Origin of the sequence: Stenotrophomonas terrae, from assembly GCF_039674165.1 — a bacterium.
GTDB classification, from domain to species: Bacteria; Pseudomonadota; Gammaproteobacteria; order Xanthomonadales; family Xanthomonadaceae; genus Stenotrophomonas; species Stenotrophomonas terrae_A.
Genome location: NZ_JBDJMY010000051.1, coordinates 1 through 19012, shown reverse-complemented (window position 1 = coordinate 19012; position 19012 = coordinate 1). Strand labels below are relative to the sequence as shown.

15 protein-coding genes are annotated in these 19012 nt (G+C 63.5%); 9 read left to right on the top strand and 6 right to left on the bottom strand.

What is annotated here, in order from left to right:
- Nucleotides 1-62 precede the first annotated feature (62 nt).
- From ABE493_RS16885 to ABE493_RS16870, 4 genes are all read left to right on the top strand, one after another.
- Nucleotides 63-1466 (top strand): GntP family permease, encoded by a 1404-nt coding sequence (locus ABE493_RS16885; protein ID WP_346500079.1) that lies wholly within the window; start codon nucleotides 63-65, stop codon nucleotides 1464-1466.
- 95 nt (nucleotides 1467-1561) lie between these two features.
- Nucleotides 1562-2563 (top strand): extracellular catalytic domain type 1 short-chain-length polyhydroxyalkanoate depolymerase, encoded by a 1002-nt coding sequence (locus tag ABE493_RS16880; protein ID WP_346500077.1) that lies wholly within the window; start codon nucleotides 1562-1564, stop codon nucleotides 2561-2563.
- A 226-nt stretch (nucleotides 2564-2789) separates the two neighbouring features.
- Nucleotides 2790-5135: a TonB-dependent receptor gene (locus ABE493_RS16875; protein ID WP_346500075.1), complete on the top strand. Its 2346-nt coding sequence runs from the start codon at nucleotides 2790-2792 to the stop codon at nucleotides 5133-5135.
- 543 nt (nucleotides 5136-5678) lie between these two features.
- On the top strand, nucleotides 5679-6107 hold the full coding sequence (locus ABE493_RS16870; protein WP_346500073.1) for a hypothetical protein: 429 nt from the start codon (nucleotides 5679-5681) through the stop codon (nucleotides 6105-6107).
- A gap of 69 nt (nucleotides 6108-6176) precedes the next feature.
- Here ABE493_RS16870 and ABE493_RS16865 read toward each other — a convergent pair whose 3' ends face one another.
- The gene (locus ABE493_RS16865; RefSeq protein WP_346500071.1) at nucleotides 6177-6569 is read right to left on the bottom strand and encodes a bleomycin resistance protein; all 393 of its coding nucleotides are present in this window, start codon (nucleotides 6567-6569) and stop codon (nucleotides 6177-6179) included.
- 109 nt (nucleotides 6570-6678) lie between these two features.
- On the opposite strand from ABE493_RS16865, the gene ABE493_RS16860 reads away from it, so the two are divergent.
- Nucleotides 6679-7242, top strand: coding sequence for a hypothetical protein (locus tag ABE493_RS16860; protein ID WP_346500069.1), 564 nt, complete (start codon nucleotides 6679-6681; stop codon nucleotides 7240-7242).
- Nucleotides 7243-7314: 72 nt separating this feature from the next.
- Here ABE493_RS16860 and ABE493_RS16855 read toward each other — a convergent pair whose 3' ends face one another.
- The 5 genes from ABE493_RS16855 to ABE493_RS16835 form a co-directional block, all read right to left on the bottom strand.
- A complete protein-coding gene (locus ABE493_RS16855) occupies nucleotides 7315-7680 on the bottom strand; it encodes a 5-carboxymethyl-2-hydroxymuconate Delta-isomerase (protein ID WP_346500067.1) in 366 nt (121 codons plus the stop codon).
- A 13-nt stretch (nucleotides 7681-7693) separates the two neighbouring features.
- A complete protein-coding gene (locus ABE493_RS16850; protein WP_346500065.1) occupies nucleotides 7694-8485 on the bottom strand; it encodes a hypothetical protein in 792 nt (263 codons plus the stop codon).
- Between the two features lie 46 nt (nucleotides 8486-8531).
- On the bottom strand, nucleotides 8532-9407 hold the full coding sequence (locus ABE493_RS16845; RefSeq protein ID WP_346500063.1) for a PhzF family phenazine biosynthesis protein: 876 nt from the start codon (nucleotides 9405-9407) through the stop codon (nucleotides 8532-8534).
- A gap of 313 nt (nucleotides 9408-9720) precedes the next feature.
- Nucleotides 9721-10581, bottom strand: coding sequence for a PhzF family phenazine biosynthesis protein (locus ABE493_RS16840; protein WP_346500061.1), 861 nt, complete (start codon nucleotides 10579-10581; stop codon nucleotides 9721-9723).
- 32 nt (nucleotides 10582-10613) lie between these two features.
- A complete protein-coding gene (locus tag ABE493_RS16835) occupies nucleotides 10614-11483 on the bottom strand; it encodes a PhzF family phenazine biosynthesis protein (protein WP_346500059.1) in 870 nt (289 codons plus the stop codon).
- A 373-nt stretch (nucleotides 11484-11856) separates the two neighbouring features.
- Here ABE493_RS16835 and ABE493_RS16830 point away from each other — a divergent pair, with 373 nt between their 5' ends.
- The 4 genes from ABE493_RS16830 to ABE493_RS16815 all read left to right on the top strand — a co-directional run bounded on the left by ABE493_RS16830 (nucleotide 11857) and on the right by ABE493_RS16815 (nucleotide 18591).
- The gene (locus ABE493_RS16830) at nucleotides 11857-14460 is read left to right on the top strand and encodes a bifunctional aspartate kinase/diaminopimelate decarboxylase (protein ID WP_346500057.1); all 2604 of its coding nucleotides are present in this window, start codon (nucleotides 11857-11859) and stop codon (nucleotides 14458-14460) included.
- Between the two features lie 79 nt (nucleotides 14461-14539).
- A complete protein-coding gene (murL, locus tag ABE493_RS16825) occupies nucleotides 14540-15925 on the top strand; it encodes a UDP-N-acetyl-alpha-D-muramoyl-L-alanyl-L-glutamate epimerase (protein WP_346500055.1) in 1386 nt (461 codons plus the stop codon).
- Nucleotides 15906-17345 carry a UDP-N-acetylmuramoyl-L-alanine--D-glutamate ligase gene (murD, locus tag ABE493_RS16820; protein ID WP_346500053.1) on the top strand — a complete coding sequence of 480 codons (1440 nt, stop codon included), beginning with the start codon at nucleotides 15906-15908 and terminating at the stop codon, nucleotides 17343-17345. The genes murL and murD overlap by 20 nt, the downstream gene beginning before the upstream one ends.
- Before the next feature lie 448 nt (nucleotides 17346-17793).
- The gene (locus ABE493_RS16815) at nucleotides 17794-18591 is read left to right on the top strand and encodes a dienelactone hydrolase family protein (protein WP_346500051.1); all 798 of its coding nucleotides are present in this window, start codon (nucleotides 17794-17796) and stop codon (nucleotides 18589-18591) included.
- Nucleotides 18592-19012 lie beyond the last annotated feature (421 nt).

Here is a 19012-nt window from a genome sequence, read left to right as displayed (position 1 = left end):
GGTCCAGTCGGCAGCGGCCGTCAGATCAGGATACTGGGCGCCTCCTCATTCGGAAGCGCCGTATGTCGTTACTGATCGTACTTGCAGCGCTGGGCTTCCTCATGCTGGTGGCTTACCGCGGTTACAGCGTGATCCTGTTCGCGCCTATCGCCGCACTCGGTGCGGTGCTGCTCACCGACCCGTCGCTGGTGGCGCCGATGTTCACCGGCCTGTTCATGGACAAGATGGTCGGCTTCCTGAAGCTGTATTTCCCGGTATTTCTGCTGGGTGCGGTGTTCGGCAAGCTGATCGAGCTGTCCGGCTTCTCCAAATCGATAGTCGGCGCGGCTATCCGGCTGTTCGGGCCGCAACGGGCGATGCTGTCCATCGTGCTGGTATCCGGCCTGCTCACCTACGGCGGCGTTTCGTTGTTCGTGGTGGTCTTCGCGGTGTATCCGTTTGCTGCCGAGATGTTCCGCCAGAGCAATATCCCCAAGCGACTCATTCCGGCGACGCTGGCGGTGGGTGGCTTCAGTTTCACCATGGACGCGCTGCCGGGCACGCCGCAGATCCAGAACATCATCCCGACCACATTCTTCGGCACCGATACCTGGGCTGCGCCGGTATTGGGCACGCTGGGCAGCATCTTCGTGCTTGCGGTCGGCATGGCCTATCTGGAATGGCGTCGCCGCGTCGCCGTGCGCAACGGCGAGGGTTATGGCGATCCCGCAACCCTGGTCAACGAGCCGACGCCGTTCACCGGCGCCAATCTGGCACATGCGGGCATCGCGGTGTTGCCGCTGGTGCTGGTGTTTGTTTCCAACAAGTTGTTCACCCTGGGCATACCGCATTGGTACGGCGCCGAGCACAGTTTCGTGCCGTCGATCCTCGGCAAGGCGGCACCGGTAGTGCAGGAAGTGCCAAAAATTGCTGCGATCTGGGCAGTGGAGGGCGCATTGCTGGTCGGCATCCTGACGGTAATGGCGCTGGCCTGGCGGCCGGTGGTCAGCCAGTTTGCGGATGGCACCAGGACCGCGATCAGCGGCGCCTTGCTGGCGGCGATGAACACCGCTTCCGAGTACGGGTTTGGCGCGGTGATCGCGGCGTTGCCGGGCTTCATGGTGGTAGCCAACGCGCTCGGTTCGATCAAGGACCCGCTGTTGCATGAAGCGGTCACCGTTACCGGTCTGGCCGGTGTTACCGGCTCTGCGTCTGGTGGCATGAGCATCGCCTTGGCGGCCATGTCGGAGACCTTCATCGCCAACGCGCAGGCGGCCGGCATCCCGATGGAAGTGCTGCACCGGGTTGCCTCGATGGCCTCCGGTGGCATGGACAGCCTGCCGCACAACGGCGCCGTGATCACCTTGCTGATGGTGACCGGGCTGACCCATCGCCAGGCCTACAAGGACATTTTCGCAGTGACCATCATCAAGACCCTCGCGGTGTTCGTGGTGATTGGCATCTATTACGCCACCGGCTGGGTTTGAAACGGCGTCGCAACACCCTCTGGAAGGCTGGTCCATGAGGATTTCCGTTACCAAATCGTCCACTTCATCCACGACTCACGCATGAGGATCTGGCTATGAAATCTGGAATCGTTTCAATCAAGGCTGTTTTACTGCTGCTGTGTAGCTGGCTGGCGGCAGGCAGCGCGTTTGCGCAAAGCGCTGCGGGCCATTGGGATTTCGGTCTGTACGGCAACCTTTTTGGCAGCCGCGAGTACCAGGTATGGGTGCCGGCGGGCTACGAGGAAACCACGCCGCTGCCGGTATTACTGGTACTGCATGGCTGCGTCAACGGCCCCAACCTGATGGGCGAAGCCTCCGGCTTCAATGATGTCGCCGATGTTGAAGGTTTCATCGTGGTCTATCCGCGTCAGAACGTTACCTCCAATCCGACCCGCTGCTGGAACTGGCAGTTGCCGATCAACCAGGCGCGCGGCAGCGGTGAGGCCTCGATTCTGGCCGGTATCGTCGATGCGGTGAAGGCCGGCTACGCCGTCGATCCGCGCCGGGTCTACGTCACCGGCATTTCCGCTGGCGGTGCGATGACCTCGATCATGCTGGCCTGCTATTCGGACGTGTTCGCTGCAGGCGCCATCCATTCCGGCGGCATGTACAAGGGCGCCACCACCGTATCCGGCAGCGCTTACGCGCTGCTTGCTGGCAGCATCTACTCGCCGGAAAGCAATGGCAAGCTTGCCTGGCAGTGCTCGGGCTCGCCGTCGCCGCGCCCGTTGCCGGTACTGGTGTTCCATGGCAGCGCCGATGCCACGGTCAACCCGGTGAATGGCCAGCAGGCAGTGCGTCAGTTCCTGCAGACCAATGACCTGGCCGATGACGGCGTGGACAATGATTCGGTCAAATATGTGCCGACCACCACCGTTGCCGGCCAGGTGCCGGGTGGCCGCGCTTATACGATCAAGAACTACACCTACGGTGGCAAGACCTTGGTCCAGGACTACCTCGTGCATGGGATGGGCCATGCCTGGAGTGGAAGCACTTCCGGCTTGCCGTTCACCGACCCGAAGGGGCCGGATGCAACCTTGATCACCTGGTTGTTCCTGAAAGACCAGCTGCGTTGAGTGCACACGCCAGCCATTCAGTGGCTGGCGTGCGAGTAGTGATTGAAGGGCGTCATCGCCAGCGTAGAAGCCGATTGCTTCCGCGCTGGCGTTCCGCTTCATGGGCTGCCCGCTGCCAATGCCATCGAATTGCAACCTTGTGCGGTGATGATCTGCGCGCCTCATGCCGCGAAGTCGGCCCGGTCCGGGCCGAGCGCAATCATCAACAGCCAACCAAGGCCAATCCATGCAGCGTCACCGCACCATCTCCGCAATTACCCGCACTACCCATGACTTCCCGCGCCGCTCGCTGCTGGCCCAGGCCTGCGCGCTGTTGATCCTGCCGCTGGCCGCGCAGACCGCGCTAGCCCAGGATGCCGCTCCCGTTGAAGCGCGCAGCGCCGCGACGGCGTTGGATACCATTACGGTCACCGCCGAGCGCCGCGAGCAGAACCTGCAGGACGTGCCGGTGTCGGTAGGCGTGGTGCAGGGCGAGGCCCTGCGGGCCTATACAGAAGGTGCGGACGACACGCTGCTGGCGCTGTCCGGCCGCGTCCCCAGCTTCTATGCCGAAACCACCACCGGTCGCATCTTTCCGCGGTTCTACATCCGTGGCTTGGGCAATATCGATTTCTATCTGGGTGCCTCGCAGCCGGTTTCCATCATCCAGGATGATGTTGTGCTGGAGCATGTGGTGCTCAAGTCCAACCCGGTCTACGACGTGGACCAGGTGGAAGTGCTGCGCGGCCCGCAGGGCTCCTTGTTCGGTCGCAACACCACCGCCGGCATCGTCAAGTTCGATACGGTCAAGCCCAGCCAGGACCCGAGCGGCCGGGTCAACATGAGCTACGGTAGCTACAACACCGTATCCATCGACGGCGGCATGGGCGGGGCGATCAACGACGTGCTGTCCTACCGCGTCTCCACGCTATACCAGCACCGCGACGACTGGGTGGACAATACCTATCGCGGCCCCAGCGCTGACGGCACTGTAACGCCGAAGAACGACACGATGGGCGGCTACGACGACCGTAACCTGCGCCTGCAGCTGCTGTACAAGCCAAACGAGCAGTTCTCGTTGCTCGGTTCCGTGCATACCCGTGACTACGAAGGCACCTCCACCTTGTTCCTGCGCAATGCGCTGGTGAAGGGCAGCAACCGCGTCGATGTGGCGCGCGACAAGGTCGCGTTCGACGAAGCCGACAATAATCCGCAAGCCTACAAGACCCACGGTGGCTCGCTGAAGGCGATCTATGATTTCGGCAATACCACGCTGACCTCGATCAGCGCCTACGAGACCACCTCCGGTTACAGCCGCGGTGATACCGATGGCGGCGCCGCGGCCGATTACCCGGTCAACGGGTTGCCCAATGGTTACGGCCAGTCGATGGGACAGGTGCAGGATCTGGACCAGTTCACCCAGGAGCTGCGGCTGGCCTCCAACGCCACCGATCCCTTGTCCTGGCAGGTAGGTGCGTTCTACTTCGACGGCCGCGACACCACCGATTTCTACCAGCGCGCCTGGTTCCTGGATACCGCCGCGCATAATCCCAACAACTGGGTGCGCCTGCGCAACATCAATACCTCCTGGGCAGGTTTTGGCCAGGTGAGCTGGAAGGCCACGGATGCGTTGACCCTGACCGCAGGCGTGCGCGCCACCAAGGACGAGAAGAGCACGCGTCTGCTGAAGACTGCCGACACCGCAGCCGGTCTGGTTACCTACAAGGGCCGCAACAACGTCGAGATGTCCGATACCCAGCCCAGTTGGGATCTGAGTGCAATGTATGAAATCAGCCCGGAGCTGAGCCTGTACGCACGCGTGGCCCGTGGCTTCCGTGGCCCGACCATCCAGGGTCGCTCGGCGGTATTCAATGCCGACTTCACCACTGCTGATTCGGAAACCATCCTGTCGTGGGAGGCGGGTATCAAGAGCAGCCTGTTCGACAACCGCCTGCGTCTGAATGTCAGCGGCTTCACCTATACGGTCAACGATATCCAGCTCAACGGCAACGATTCCAACGGCAACGGCGTCCTGTTCAATGCCGACAAGGCGCGTGCCTACGGCCTGGAAGCAGACATGGATTGGCGGCCGATCCCCAACCTGTCGCTGACCGCCGGCCTGAGCCTGCTGCACAGCGAGATCCAGGACAAGCGTGTCTATGCGCAGGTCTGTGCGTTGAATGGTGTGGTGGTGTGTACGGTCAACGACCCGACCATCAAGATCGGTAACAATGTCTACGCCCAGATCGACGGCAACCCGTTGCCGAACGCGCCCAAGTACAACGTGAACCTGGCCGCGCGCTACGACATTCCGGTGGGCGATGACGGCGCGGTGTTCTTTGCCACCGACTGGAACAAACAGGGCGAAACCCAGTTCGTGCTGTATGACAGCAAGGAGTTCTATTCCAAGGGCAACTTCGAAGGTGGCCTGCGCGTTGGCTATACCGGCGGCTACGGCGCTTGGGAAGTGGCGGCATTCGCCCGCAACATCACCAACGAGAAGAACCTCAAGGGCGTGATCGAGAACTACATGGCAGCCGTCTACAACGACCCGCGCATCATCGGCGTGTCGTTCAACTACAACTGGCGCTAAGCCTGTCTGTAGTGCCGAGCCATGCTCGGCAGGGGGCTTTGCCGCAAAATCCAAAGCCCCCTCATCCGCTCCTTTGGGGCACCTTCTCCCGTAAACGGGAGAAGGAATGGAAGCCAAGCCAAGCATCATCTGTAGTGCCGAGCCATGCTCGGCAGGAGCTTTACCGCAAAATCCAAAGCTCCCCTCATTCGCCCCTGCGGGGCACCTTCCCCCAAGAAGGGGGCTGCAGTCCCGTGAACGGGAGAAGGAATGGAAGCCAAAGCCAAGCATCCTCTGTAGTGCCGAGCCCTGCTCGGCAGGGGCTTTGCCGCAAAACCCAAAGCCCCCCTCATCCGCCCCTTCGGGGCACCTTCTCCCGTAAACGGGAGAAGGAATGGAAGCAACGCCAAGCATCATCCGTAGTGCCGAGCCATGCTCGGCAGGGGCCTTTCATTGCTGCCCAACAAAGGCTTTACCTTCCAGCTCAGGTCACGCTTCCCCCAGTGTGCCAATCAAGCTGCGCCGGGCTCATACTCTGCCCATCACCGAGCGAAGGGGGCAACGATGCGAGGATTCCTGAAAGGACTGCTGGCCGTGGTGCTTGGGCTTGTCGCAGGCAGCGCGGTGAACATGGGATTGGTGCTGCTAGGCGCTCAGCTGGTGCCACCGCCGGCTGGGGTGGATACCAGTACCGCTGAAGGACTGAAGGCGGCGATGCCGCTGCTCCAGGCGAGGTACTTCCTGTTTCCTTTCCTGGCGCATGCGCTGGGAACCTTCGCCGGTGCGTTGGTGGCGACCTGGGTGGTTGGTCGCGTGAACCGACTCCCGGCGCTGTTGATCGGCCTGTTGTTCCTGATGGGCGGTATCGCCAGCTGCTTCATGCTGCCTGCACCGCGCTGGTTTGAAGTGCTGGATGTAGTGCTGGCCTACCTGCCATTGGCCTGGCTGGGCTACCTGCTGGCAAAAAAGCCAAGTCCTGCTGGAGCTGCGTAAGCCACGAAGCTGACATTCCAATCACCGACAAGCTCGCCGGTGGGCTGTAATCGCCGCGAGCGTCGCAGCTCAGGGCGCTTCGGCAGCACCGGTAGGTTGCGGCAACGCCTGCCCGAAGCACAGCACATTGCCGGCCGGATCGGTAACGCTGAAATCACGCATGCCATAGGGCCGGTCAGCAATGGCAACGGTGATGGCTACGCCCGCTGACTGGAGCTGCGCGTGGTAACTGTCGACGCCATCGATGTGCAGGTATAACCGGCTGATACCGCCGGGCTTGGTATCGGCGCGGCTGGCGAGCGTCAGTTCCACCTCATCACGGCACACCGCAGCCAACTCGGTGGGTTCACCCCATTCCCATGCCAGCGAGAAACCAAGCCGGTCCAGATAGAACGCCAGGGTGGTCGGCAGGTCCTCTGTAGCCAGGAAGGGGGAAACGGAGTGAAACTGAACATGCGCCATGATGTTGCTCCCAAGGTAAGGCTTCAGCGATAGTCGCATGTACGGCTGTGGGTAGGTTCCCAGCGCCGGCACGCAGATACGGAAGTACAACGACCAAGGAGATGCGTCGATGTCTTTTCCTGTGATTCTTGCAAGAGGGTGCTTGTTGCTGTGCGTGGTCCTGCTCTGCGCCTGCGCTTCGATCCCGCTGTCCACCGCGTTGCGGCTGTCTTCATTGGATGAGCGTGCGCTGGTGCAACTGGAACCAGCAGATATCCGGATCAAAGTGGCGGTTCCCCACGGCAATACGCTGAGTCCGGAGGAAACCCGGCTGGCATTGCGGCTGCAGCCCGAGGGTAAGGCTGCGCGGGTTGCAACGATGCCGCTGAGATTGGTGGGCTCCAGCCAAGGCGAACGCAGCTCTGGCTTTTTCAGCCCGGCCGTTGCCGTTACCACCTACGATCTGGCGCTGAGCACGGAAGGTGCCGCTCAACTGCGCGAGCTGCAGCGCGACGTAATGCACTTGCGCAGCGAGTCGGGCAAGGTGGAGCTCAGCGTGAACACGTCGTTCTCCAAAATAGCCGAAGGGACGAAGGAGATGCGCTTTTGGGTGGACATCAAACTTCGTTCGAATGACGCGTATCTGACCTTGTTTGATGGCGCGCAAATCAAATTCAAGATGGCCGAGGGATGAGCCAGGCGCTGTCACGTTTTCGGTCGCGGCTTTTCCAGCTGAAGTTCTGACTTGGGGCTTACTCGCGTTCGCTCAGCTCCTGGGCGGAATCAGGGTCTTGGCGTAGCTGTCGCGGTCGATATCCACAATCTGCACGCTGATCTGCAGCTCCAGTTCGGCGGCAACGATGGCGGCTTCCAGTGCGGCCAACAGTGTTTTGGCGATCGCGCGCTTGGTATCCGCATCGCGGCCACTGAGTAGTTCCAATCGCGCAGCCACAAACCCGCGCGGGCTTTCACTGATTCCAACCGCAAAGCAGTCAAAAGCGATGGCCCGTGACTTGATGTCGAGTTCCTGGAATTGTCCGGTGGCGAGCAGTGCCTGATTGGCGGTTCGCAACAACGCCGGAGTAATGGCGGTGCCCAGATTGCTGCTGTATTCAAGAGTCAGGTGCGGCATGGGGAGCTCGTTGTCAGGGCGGCGTGGTTCGCAGCATCGCGTTGATACGTTGGATCATCGCATCGGAATAGTTGATATGGGTGGGTGTATCGGCGAGCGGTGCGGCGGCATTGGCATCGCGCAAGTCCGCATCGAGCCCGCTTTTGGGCAGATAGATGGGTGCCGCCACTGAGAATCCGTGCTCAGGCAGCCGGCCGTGGATGGCGCGATACAGCTGGATGGCGTCAAGCAGGGTCAGCGCCGGGCCGGGATGCATGCGATCCGCGTCGTACCAGGGCAAGTCGGGCGCAGTGGCCGAGACGGTACGCAGGGCTTCGGAGATTGCCACATAGGGAATGCCGGCCTGTTCGGTAGCAGCCGCTTCCTTGGCAATCAGACGGCCGGATGCTGCCGCATGTGATTGGTAGCTGCCGAGCAGCAGTACGCGTGCACCGGCATCGCTCCCTGCCTTCGCCAATGTCTTTATCGCCGCCTGCGATGTTGTGCAGGCGGATTCGTCCGGCCAGCACAGCAGCGCGCCGCCTTGTTCCTGCAGGATCAGCAGCTCGGAGGGATGTTCGCTCAGTGCGCGTTGCACCGAGCCATCGGCAACCCGTTGGTGGAGGAGAGCGCCGCCTTTGACAATCATCTGGCTGTGCAGTGGATGGCCGTTGGCGGTGCTCAGTGCTGCGTACGTTGCTGGCAGATTGCCCACGTAGATCAGGCTGTTGCCGACGAACAAAGCCCTTGCCGGTTGACGCGAAGTGTCACCGGCGCAGGCGTTGAATGTGAACAACAGCGCGAAAAGACAGATCCATCTATGCATTTCCGGCTCCGTGGTTCGCTGCGCTATCGATCAGCGTCTGACCCGCTTACCAATCAATGGTTCCGCGGATCACGGTCTGCACCTGCCCACCCGACCAGACGTCGCCGTGTTCGTCGATGCACAGCTCAAGCAATGCATCGTGGCCGACTTCGCGGCCTTGGCTTGCGGTATAGCGCTTGTTGCTGCCGGGCAGGGCATCGCGTTCGTCCAGCCATGCGGCCAGCACTGCATTGGCGGCACCGGAGGCGGCGTCTTCAAAGCGGCGGCCGTTGCCGACAAAGGCGCGCACAACCAGTTCGTAGCCGTCGCCTGCGGTGCGTGCGTAGGCGAATACGCCCATCGCGCCAGTGGATTCGGCGAGGGTGGCGATGGCGTCCCAGTCTGGGCTGAGCGCGCGCAGTGCGGCTTCGTCTGCGACTTCCACCAGCCACCAGCGGCGGCCACCATCCATCAATGCGGGCGGCAGGCTGCCCAGCGGCCAGCCGACGATGGCCGGCTGCAGGCGCGCATCACCTGCAGTGACGATCTCGGCCACCGAGGCGCGCGGTGTGCGGATGGCGATGGTACGGATGCCGTCGTGCTCGCTGACCTGCAGCGGCAGCTGGCCGGCAATGCCGTCCTGTACCAGTTGGCCGTCGATGGCTGCGGCCACGCCACTTTCCAGCACCGCATGGGCGCTGCCAACGCTGGGGTGGCCGGCGAATGGCACCTCTTTCTGCGGGGCGAACATGCGGATGCCGTAGCTGCTGCCTGGTTTGGTCGGGGCGAAGATGAAGGTGGTCTCAGGCAAACGGGTCCAGCGGGCGATGGCCTGCATGGCGGCATCGTCCAAGCCGTCGGCATCGAGCACCACGGCCAGCGGATTGCCGGTACCGGGGCGGGGGGCGAAGACATCAAGTTGCAGGAAGCGGCGGGTGGTCATGGTCGGGTCCGAATTCGATTGCTGGTGTTGCCGTTGTTGCCGTTGCTGTTGCCATTGCTGTTGCTTTGGCTTTGGCTTTGGCTTTGGCTGTTGCTGTTGCTGTTGCTGTGGCTTAAGCCCCTCCCCCGCCTGCGGGAGAGGGGTTGGGGTGAGGGGAGGCGGACGTAGTCCGCTTGCTCTGGTTTTTGCGCGATTGAGAGATCACAAAGAAAAAGCAAAGGCATGCGTGCTTCGCACGCTTCCCCTCATCCGCCCTTTGGGCACCTTCTCCCGTAAACGGGAGAAGGGAGACATTCAGGCATGGCTTGCGCCCTTACCACTCAATCTGCCCAGCAATCACCTGCTGCACTTCACCACCAATCCAGATGTTGGACTCTGCGTCCACTTCCACCCGCACCTCGCCATTGCGACCGAGCTCGCGGCCCTGGCTGGCCAGGTATTGCTGGAAAGGCTTGATCCGCCCCTGTTGCAGCAGCTGTGCGGCAACCAGCGCATTGGCGCTGCCGGTGACCGGGTCTTCGTTGATGCCAACACCGGGAGCGAAGGCGCGCACCACGTATTGGTAGCCAACGTCCGGGCGGTCAGCAGGCGCGTACACCGCCAGCTTGCCGCGGCCCGGCATGGCCGCAATTGCCGCCAGCTCCGGCTTGTAGCGGCGCAGGGCGGCTTCGTTGCCGGCTTCCAGCAGCCACCAGTCCGGGCCGTTGTTCCACAGTTCCGGGCTGTGGCCGCGCTTGGCCAGGGCCGCCAGGCCGTCGGGCAGCTTCTCCATGGCGGTCTCGCGGCGTTCGGCCTGCGGGCTGCGCACGTGAATCTGGCGGAACCAACGCCCGCCCTGTACCCGCACCGGCAGCAGGCCAGCGGCGCATTGCTGGATCAGCTGGCCATTGTCGTCCGGCGTGGCCAGGCCAAGCTCCACTGCGGCCCAGGCGGCGCCCACGCTGGGGTGACCGGCGAAGGGCAGTTCACCTTTGGGGGTAAAAATGCGGATGTGGTAGCTGGCGCCCTCGTCGGGAGGCAGGAAGAAAATGGTCTCGGACAGGTTCAGCCAGGCGGCGATGGCCTGCAGGGCGGCATCATCCAGACCTTCGCTGTCGACGATGACGCCCAGCGGGTTGCCGGTGCCGGGGCGGGAGGCGAATACATCCAACTGCAGATAGCGGCGAGCGGACATTGCGAACAGGTTCCAGACGACGGCCCGGCAGCTTACCAGTGCACCTGTGCATCGATAACCCGCTGGACCTGGCCGCCAATCCAGACCGTGCCTTGCGCATCGATTACTACCTGCACGCGGCCATCGCGTCCGAGCTCGCGGCCTTGGCTGGCTACATAGCTGGCATCGCTGCGCGATAGTTGCCCGTGTTGCTGCAACCACGCTGCGATCAGCGCATTGGCACTGCCGGTGACCGGATCCTCGGGCACGCTCGCCGCGTCGGCCGGGCAGAACACGCGCACCGCCAGGCTGTGATCTGTACCGGCTTCGGCTGCGAACACGGCCACACCGGTTGCATCCGTGGCATTGCTCCAGTCACGTATGGCGGGCATGTCTGGAACCAGTGCGCGCACGCTGGCTGCATCGCGCGCCGGCAGCAACCACCACCGTGGACCGTTGTCCCAGAGTTCGGGAACATGGCCGGGGGAGATCAAGGCCTGCAACTGTTCCGGAACAGCGCCTGACGCGGTTGAATGCCGCTGGGCCGGTGGACTGGCCAACAGGATGGTTGGGGCGTCGGCTGGCCCAGCCACCTGTACGGGCAGCAGGCCGGCTGCGCACTGCTGTATCAGCCGGCCATCACTTGGCTGCGCCAACCCCGAGATCACCGCTGCCCAAGCCGCGCCAATGCTCGGATGGCCAGCAAACGGCAGTTCTCTGCTGGGGGTGAAGATGCGGATGCGATAACTGGCGCCGTCCTCCGGGGGCAGGAAGAAAACGGTCTCGGACAGGTTCAGCCAGGCGGCGAGGGCCTGCATGGCGGTGGTGTCCAGGCCTTCGCTGTCGAGGATGACGCCGAGCGGGTTGCCGGTGCCGGGGCGGTCGGCGAAGACGTCCAGTTGCAGGTAGCGGCGCGGGGGCATGGCTTTGGGTGTGTTGTGGGGCTGCGGTCAGCTTAGGGGCGTTGGATGGAAGCGCTAGAGGTGGGCGGGCTTTTGGAGGCATTCCTTAAGAATGGCGAATCGTCATGTCCCCGCCTGCGTGGGAATGACGGCTTATAAAATCGGGAGCCATAGCCACAGCAAATCCCCAAACCCCAATCTCCAAAACCCCGTCCATTCACCCAAAGATGACCCGGATCGTTGCAAGTGCTACTTTCTTCGCCCCGGGAGGGGAGGCCGGGCGGCGATGGTATCGCCGGTAACTCAGTCGTCCTGCCTCAACGGCCTTGGCATAGAATCGGGAGTTCCGCCCGCGTTGCCGGGTCTTTCTCCCACCTGTGAACCCTCAAAGCCAATGTCTGCTTCCCCAATTGCTGATCGCTGGATCGTCCTCAAGTTCGGTGGCACCTCGGTGTCGCGTCGTCATCGCTGGAACACGATCGGTCAGTTGGCGAAAAAACGGGCAGACGAAACCGGCGGCCGGGTGCTGGTGGTGGTATCGGCCTTGTCCGGCGTCACCAACGAGTTGACCGCCATTGCCGACGGCGCTGCCGACAGCCGCGAGCGCGTGGCCGCGCTGGTCACCCGTCACAACGAATTTCTCGCCGAGCTGGAGCTGGGCACCGAGGTGCTGGCTGAACGCCTGGCCGCGCTGCAGGCGCTGCTGGATGACCCGCGCGCGGCCAGCCGCCCGCTGGACTGGCAGGCTGAAGTGCTGGGCCAGGGGGAATTGCTCTCTTCCAGTGTCGGCGCGGCCTATCTGCGCAGCACCGGCCTGGATTTCGGCTGGATGGACGCGCGCGAATGGCTGAACGCACTGCCGCCCGCGCCCAACCAGACCGAATGGTCGCAACGCCTGTCGGTGAACTGCCAGTGGCAGGGCGGCGGCGACTTCAAGCAGCGCTTCTCGGCCCAGCCGACGCGCATGCTGATCAGCCAGGGCTTCATCGCCCGCCACGGCGACGGTGGCACTGCCATTCTCGGCCGTGGTGGTTCGGACACGTCAGCGGCCTATTTCGGTGCGCTGCTCGGTGCCAGCCGCGTTGAGATCTGGACCGACGTGCCGGGCATGTTCAGCGCCAACCCCAGGGACGTGCCGGACGCGCGCCTGCTGACCCGCCTCGACTATTACGAAGCGCAGGAAATCGCCACCACCGGCGCCAAGGTGCTGCACCCGCGCTCGATCAAGCCCTGCCGCGATGCCGGCGTGCCGATGGCCATCCTCGATACCGAGCGCCCGCACATGCCGGGCACCAGCATCGACGGCAGTGCCGAGCCGGTGCCGGGCGTGAAGGCGATCAGCCGCCGCAACGGCATCGTGCTGATCTCGATGGAAGGCATCGGCATGTGGCAGCAGGTCGGCTTCCTGTCCGACGTGTTCAACCTGTTCAAGAAGCACGGCCTGTCGGTGGACCTGATCGGTTCGGCCGAGACCAACGTCACCGTGTCGCTGGACCCGTCTGAAAACCTGGTCAACACCGATGTGCTGGCCGCGTTGTCGGCCGACCTGTCGCAGATCTGCAAGGTCAAGGTGATCGTGCCGTGCGCGGCCATCACCCTGGTCGGTCGTGGCATGCGCTCGCTGCTGTACAAGCTCTCCGACGTGTGGGCCACGTTCGGCAAGGAGCGCGTGCACATGATTTCGCAGTCCTCCAACGACTTGAACCTGACCTTCGTCATCGACGAAGCCGACGCCGATGGCCTGTTGCCCATCCTGCACGCCGAGCTGATCGACAGCGGCGCCATGCCGGTTTACGAAGAACAGGTGTTCGGCCCACGCTGGCGCGAAATCACCGGCAGCATCCGTCCGCGGCAGACGCCGTGGTGGCAGGCACCAGCCAAGCAGCAGCAGCTGTTGCAGCTGGCCGCGAAGGGCACACCGGCCTACGTCTACGACCTGGACAAGGTGCGCGAACGCGCCCGCCAGTTGAAGGCGATCGGTGCCATCGATCGCCGCTTCTATGCGATCAAGGCCAACTCGCATCCCGAGATTTTGCGTACGCTGGCTGCCGAAGGTTTCGGCCTGGAATGCGTCTCGCAGGGTGAGGTGGAGCTGGTGTTTGCCTCGGTGCCGGACATCAGCCCCGAGCGCGTGCTGTTCACCCCGAGCTTTGCGCCGATCACCGAGTACCAGGCGGTGCTGGCGCGTGGCGTCAACGTCACCGTCGACAATGTCGAGCTGCTGCAGAACTGGCCGGAAGTCTTCCGTGGCCGCAAGCTGTGGCTGCGTATCGACCTGGGCCACGGCGATGGCCACCACAAGAAGGTCAACACCGGCGGCAAGGATGCCAAGTTCGGTCTGTCCGCGCTGCGTGTGGATGAGTTCATCGCCGCTGCGCGCGCGCTGGATATCCGCATCACCGGCGTGCATGCGCACCTGGGTAGCGGCATCGAGAACAGCGGCCACTGGAAGCAGATGGTCGATGAAATGGCTGGTTTCGCCCGCCGCATCGGCAGCGTCGAGATCCTTGATATCGGCGGCGGCTTGCCGGTGCCGTACAGCGACGACGACGAGCCCTTCGATCTGGATGCCTGGGCCGTTGGTCTGGCCGAGATCAAGGCCGTGCACCCGGCATTCCAACTGGCGATCGAGCCGGGCCGCTTCATGGTCGCCGAATGCGGCGTGCTGCTGACCCACGCCACGCAGGTGGTGGAGAAGGACGGCGTGCGCCGCGTTGGTCTGGATGCCGGCATGAACGCCTTGCTGCGCCCGGCGTTGTACGACGCCTGGCACGACATCGCCAACCTCAGCCGCCTGGGCGATGCGCGCGATGTTGATTTCAGCGTGGTCGGCCCGATCTGCGAATCCAGCGACGTGTTCGCGCAGCGGGTGAAGCTGCCGGCGGCCACCGCACACGGCGATGTGATGTTGATCGCCGATGCCGGCGCCTATGGCTTCAGCATGGCCAGTACCTACAACCAGCGCGCTCTGCCGCGCGAGGACATCATCGATGGCTGATGTTGTTCGTTCCCTGCATACCTCTTTGTCGTCCCGCCGCGCCACCGCGCGAAAACGGTTCGTTTGATTCGGATACGCCATGACAGCTTTTGATAAAGACCAGGTTTCCCGCTTCCGCTTCGTCCGCTGCGATTTCGCCGTGGATACCGGTGTTGCGCAGCTGGTATACGCCTTCGACGACGGCCCGGAGCTGACCGAGACCGTCACCGTGCCGGGTGCGCCGTTCCAGCTGGATGGCGACCGCGCCGCAGCGGTGCAAGGCGCCCTGCAGCTGCTGCACCTGATCGCCGGTGTCAGCTACTACAAGGCGGCGGTGCCGGCGCAGGTCAGCATCGACAGCTACGCCATCGACGCGGCCACCGCCGCGCTGGTGGAAACGGTGTACTTCAACGGCCTGGGCGAGTTCGCCTACCGCAACGGCCTGAACCTGCGCGACAGGTTCAAGCTGCCCGCTTCGCTCCCCTCTCCCGTTTACGGGAGAGGGGCAGGGGGTGAGGGCGCTTCTGCCCCCAATCTCAACCTTACCCACCACGCCCTGGTAGCCATCGGCGGCGGCAAGGACTCGCTGGTCAGCATCGAAGCCCTGCGCAATGCCGGCGTTGCCGAAACCGTCACCTGGATCGGCGGCTCGCAGCTGATCCGGGCCTGCGCCGAGCGCACCGGCCTGCCGACGCTCAACATCGGCCGCACGCTGGCGCCGGAGCTTTTCGAACTCAACCGTCAGGGTGCCTGGAACGGCCATATCCCGGTTACCGCAGTGAACTCGGCGATCATGGTGCTGGCCGCCGTGGTGCAAGGTGTGGACCAGGTGGTGTTCTCCAACGAACGCTCGGCCAGCTATGGCAGCCAGATCGCCGGTACCGGCGAAGTGAACCATCAGTGGTCCAAGGGCTGGGCCTTCGAGAAGGCGTTCGGCGAATACGTGCAGCAGTACATCGCCGCCGACCTGAACTACTACTCGCTGCTGCGCCCCTTGTCGGAACTGGCGGTGGCCCGCCAGTTCGCCAAGACCGATTTCTACGACGCGCATTTCTCCAGCTGCAACCGCAACTTCCACATCCTCGGCGAGCGCCCGGTGAACCGCTGGTGCGGCGTCTGCCCGAAGTGCCACTTCGTGTTCCTGGCGCTTGCCCCGTTCATGCCGAAGATGCGTCTGGTGCGCATCTTTGGCCGCAACCTGCTGGACGACAGCGAGCAGGCCGGCGGCTACGACGCGTTGCTGGAGTTCCAGGACCACAAGCCGTTCGAGTGCGTGGGCGAAGGCAAGGAATCGCGGGCGGCGATGGCGACCCTGGCAGCGCGCCCGGATTGGAAGGAAGACGTGCTGGTCAAGCGTTTCGCCACCCTGATCCAGCCGACCCTGTCGGCCGACGAACTGCACATTGAACCGTTGCTGGTCTTTGATGGCGAGCACCGCATCCCGGCAGCACTGTGGGAGCGTCTGCGTGCGAATTTCGCAGCTTGAAGGCAAGCGTGTCGCGCTGTGGGGCTGGGGGCGTGAGGGGCGTGCGGCGTATCACGCGTTGCGTGACCGGGAATGGAGCGTCGTTGGTACGCAATCGCAGGAGCAGTTTCCTGCCCGTTTGACGGTGCTTTGTTCTGCGTCCGAAGCAGAAGAAATTCTTGCGCTTGGCGACGCGCATCTATGTGTTGAAACCGCCCTCAGTGGCGAGCTGCTGGCTTCGTTCGACGTGGTCATCAAGTCGCCGGGTATCAGTCCTTACAAGCCCGAGGCGCAACATGCTTTGACGCAGGGCACGCAGTTCATCGGCGGCACCTCGTTGTGGTTCAGCGAACACGCCGATGCCGATGGCGCGCTGCCCAACACCGTCTGCGTCACCGGCACCAAGGGCAAGAGCACCACCACCTCGCTGCTGGCGCATCTGCTGCGCGCGGCCGGGCATCGCACCGGCTTGATCGGCAACATCGGCTTGCCCTTGCTGGAAGTGCTGGACCCGCAGCCGGCACCGGAATACTGGGCGGTGGAGCTGTCCAGCTACCAGACCGGTGAAGTTGCGCGTAGTGGAACGCGGCCGGACGTTGCCATCGTGCTGAACATCTTTCCCGAGCATCTGGATTGGCACGGCAGCGAGCAGCGCTACATCGACGACAAGCTGTCGTTGGTGACCGGCGGCCATCCGCGCGTGGCCGTGCTCAATGCGGCGGACGAGCACCTGCGCGTTCTGCAGCTGCCGCATAGCGAGATCGTCTGGTTCAACCAGCCTGAAGGCTGGCACATGGTTGGCGAAGTCGTGCATCGCGGCGCGCAACCGGTATTTGATACCTCCAACACGCCGCTGCCTGGCCGGCATAACCGCGGCAATCTGTGCGCCGTGTTGGCGGCGCTGGAAGCATTGGGTTTGGATGCGGTTGCATTGGCACCTGCGGTGCAGAGCTTCCGGCCGTTGCCGAACCGCCTGCAGCTGTTGGGCGAACGCGATGGCCTGCGTTGGGTCAATGATTCGATCAGCACCACGCCGCACGCCTCGCTGGCTGCGTTGGATTGCTTTGCCGGGCAGCGCATTGCGCTGTTGGTGGGTGGACATGATCGCGGCGTGGACTGGCACGATTTCGCCGAGCACATGCGTGACAACCCACCGGTCGAGATCGTGACCATGGGCAACAACGGCCCGCGCATCAATACGCTGCTGGCGCCGTTGGCAGAGGCTGGCGGTTTTGGCCTGCATGCCGCGACCGATCTACCGCATGCGGTTGAACTGGCGCGCGCTGCGCTGGGCGAGCAGGGCGGGGTAGTGCTGTTGTCGCCGGGCGCTCCGAGCTTTGGCGCCTACAAGGACTATGTGGCGCGCGGGCGGCATTTTGCTGAATTGGCCGGGTTTGACCCGGACAGCATCAGCGCGATTCCCGGGTTGGGGATTGGTTGAGTCGCTTCAGCTTCTTCAGCTAGCAGCTGCCCTCATCCCCACTCTCGCTCCGCGCCCCGGCCCTTGTGCTGGCGCAAGTGCGTTAGACGGACGGCGAACCTGTGGTTTGCAACCTGCCCGCCTCACCCCGCAGGCGGGAGAGGGGCTAGTGCACTCGCAGCCGGCGCGATCCGAACCCCTCTCCCGTTTACGGGAGAGGGGCTAGTGCACTCGCAGCCGGCGCAATCCGAACCCCTCTCCAGTTTACGGGAGAGGGGTTGGTGCACTCGCAGCCGACGCAATCCGAGCCCCTCTCCCGTTTAAGGGAGAGGGGTTGGTGCACTCGCAGCCGACGCAATCCGAGCCCCTCTCCCGTTTACGGGAGAGGGGTTGGGGTGAGGGCAAGCTTCTAGCTCATGAAACCCCAAAGCGCCTAGACTCGCCACAAACCCCAGACCGGAGCAGTCCCATGCGAGCAGCACGGAAAATGCAGTTGGCGGTATTGGCGCTGTGTGTCACCGCATCCATCCCCGCCTTCGCAAAAATGCAGCAACGCCCCGTCGAATGGCAGCTCGAAGGCACCACCTACAGCGGCGTACTGGTCTACGACGACGAAGGCGATGCCCGCCGTCCGGGTGTGGTGATGGTGCCCAACTGGCGCGGCGTCAACGCCTCAGCGGTTGCCAAGGCCGAGCAGATTGCCGGCGACGACTACGTGGTGCTGGTTGCTGATGTTTACGGCAAGGATGTGCGGCCCAAGGACAATGACGCCGCAGGGGCAGCCTCCAAGCCGCTGCGTGAGAATCGGACCCTGCTGCGCGCCCGCGCAGCTGCGGCGCTGGAGGCGCTGAAAGCCCAAGCCGGCAAAGCGCCGCTCGATGCAGCCAACATCGCCGCCGTAGGCTTCTGCTTCGGTGGCACCACCGTGCTGGAAATGGCCCGCGCGGGAATGCCGTTGGCGGGTGTGGTGAGCCTGCACGGCGGCTTGTCGACACCCGCACCGGCAGCAGCAGGCAGCGGCAAGGTACCCATTCTGGTACTCAACGGCGCAGCCGACCGTGGCGTCAGCGCCGAGGACATCACCAACTTCGGTAGCGAGATGGACGCGGCCAAGGCTGACTGGCAGTTCGTCAATTTCAGCGGCGCGGTGCATTGTTTCGCCGAGTCCGACGCCAACAGCCCGCCCGGCTGCCTGTACGACCCACGCGCCGCCAAGCGCGCCTGGAAGATGATGGACAACTTCCTGGAAGAACGCCTGGGCGACTGAAGCTTTGGTAGTGCCGAGCCATGCTCGGCAGGGGCATTACCAGCAATGCCAAAACTGTAGTGCCGAGCCATGCTCGGCAGGGGCTTCACCGGCAATCCATCAGATTGTGGGAGCGGCGTAAGCCGCGAAGCCAAAGCCAGAACAGAAGCCGTGAAGCTTACCCCTCCCCAACCCTCCCCTTCGCTACGCGAAAGGGAGGGAGCGTAGTGCCGAGTCATGCTCGGCAAGGGCCTTACCAGCAATGCCAGAACTGTAGTGCCGAGCCATGCTCGGCAGGGGCTTCACCGGCAATCCATCAGATTGTGGGAGCAGCGTAAGCCGCGAAGCCAAAGCCAGAACAGAAGCCGTGAAGCTTACCCCTCCCCAACCCTCCCCTTCGCTACGCGAAAGGGAGGGAGCGTAGTGCCGAGCCATGCTCGGC

What these genes read in the sequence shown, in the direction of transcription:
- ABE493_RS16870 (WP_346500073.1), top strand. Translation starts at nt 5,679, where the DNA reads ATGCGAGGATTCCTGAAAGGACTGCTGGCCGTGGTGCTTGGGCTTGTC.
- ABE493_RS16880 (WP_346500077.1), top strand. Translation starts at nt 1,562, where the DNA reads ATGAAATCTGGAATCGTTTCAATCAAGGCTGTTTTACTGCTGCTGTGT.
- ABE493_RS16830 (WP_346500057.1), top strand. Translation starts at nt 11,857, where the DNA reads ATGTCTGCTTCCCCAATTGCTGATCGCTGGATCGTCCTCAAGTTCGGT.
- ABE493_RS16815 (WP_346500051.1), top strand. Translation starts at nt 17,794, where the DNA reads ATGCGAGCAGCACGGAAAATGCAGTTGGCGGTATTGGCGCTGTGTGTC.
- murL (WP_346500055.1), top strand. Translation starts at nt 14,540, where the DNA reads ATGACAGCTTTTGATAAAGACCAGGTTTCCCGCTTCCGCTTCGTCCGC.
- ABE493_RS16850 (WP_346500065.1), bottom strand. Translation starts at nt 8,485, where the DNA reads ATGCATAGATGGATCTGTCTTTTCGCGCTGTTGTTCACATTCAACGCC.
- ABE493_RS16865 (WP_346500071.1), bottom strand. Translation starts at nt 6,569, where the DNA reads ATGGCGCATGTTCAGTTTCACTCCGTTTCCCCCTTCCTGGCTACAGAG.
- ABE493_RS16835 (WP_346500059.1), bottom strand. Translation starts at nt 11,483, where the DNA reads ATGCCCCCGCGCCGCTACCTGCAACTGGACGTCTTCGCCGACCGCCCC.
- ABE493_RS16860 (WP_346500069.1), top strand. Translation starts at nt 6,679, where the DNA reads ATGTCTTTTCCTGTGATTCTTGCAAGAGGGTGCTTGTTGCTGTGCGTG.
- ABE493_RS16855 (WP_346500067.1), bottom strand. Translation starts at nt 7,680, where the DNA reads ATGCCGCACCTGACTCTTGAATACAGCAGCAATCTGGGCACCGCCATT.
- ABE493_RS16840 (WP_346500061.1), bottom strand. Translation starts at nt 10,581, where the DNA reads ATGTCCGCTCGCCGCTATCTGCAGTTGGATGTATTCGCCTCCCGCCCC.
- ABE493_RS16875 (WP_346500075.1), top strand. Translation starts at nt 2,790, where the DNA reads ATGCAGCGTCACCGCACCATCTCCGCAATTACCCGCACTACCCATGAC.
- ABE493_RS16845 (WP_346500063.1), bottom strand. Translation starts at nt 9,407, where the DNA reads ATGACCACCCGCCGCTTCCTGCAACTTGATGTCTTCGCCCCCCGCCCC.
- ABE493_RS16885 (WP_346500079.1), top strand. Translation starts at nt 63, where the DNA reads ATGTCGTTACTGATCGTACTTGCAGCGCTGGGCTTCCTCATGCTGGTG.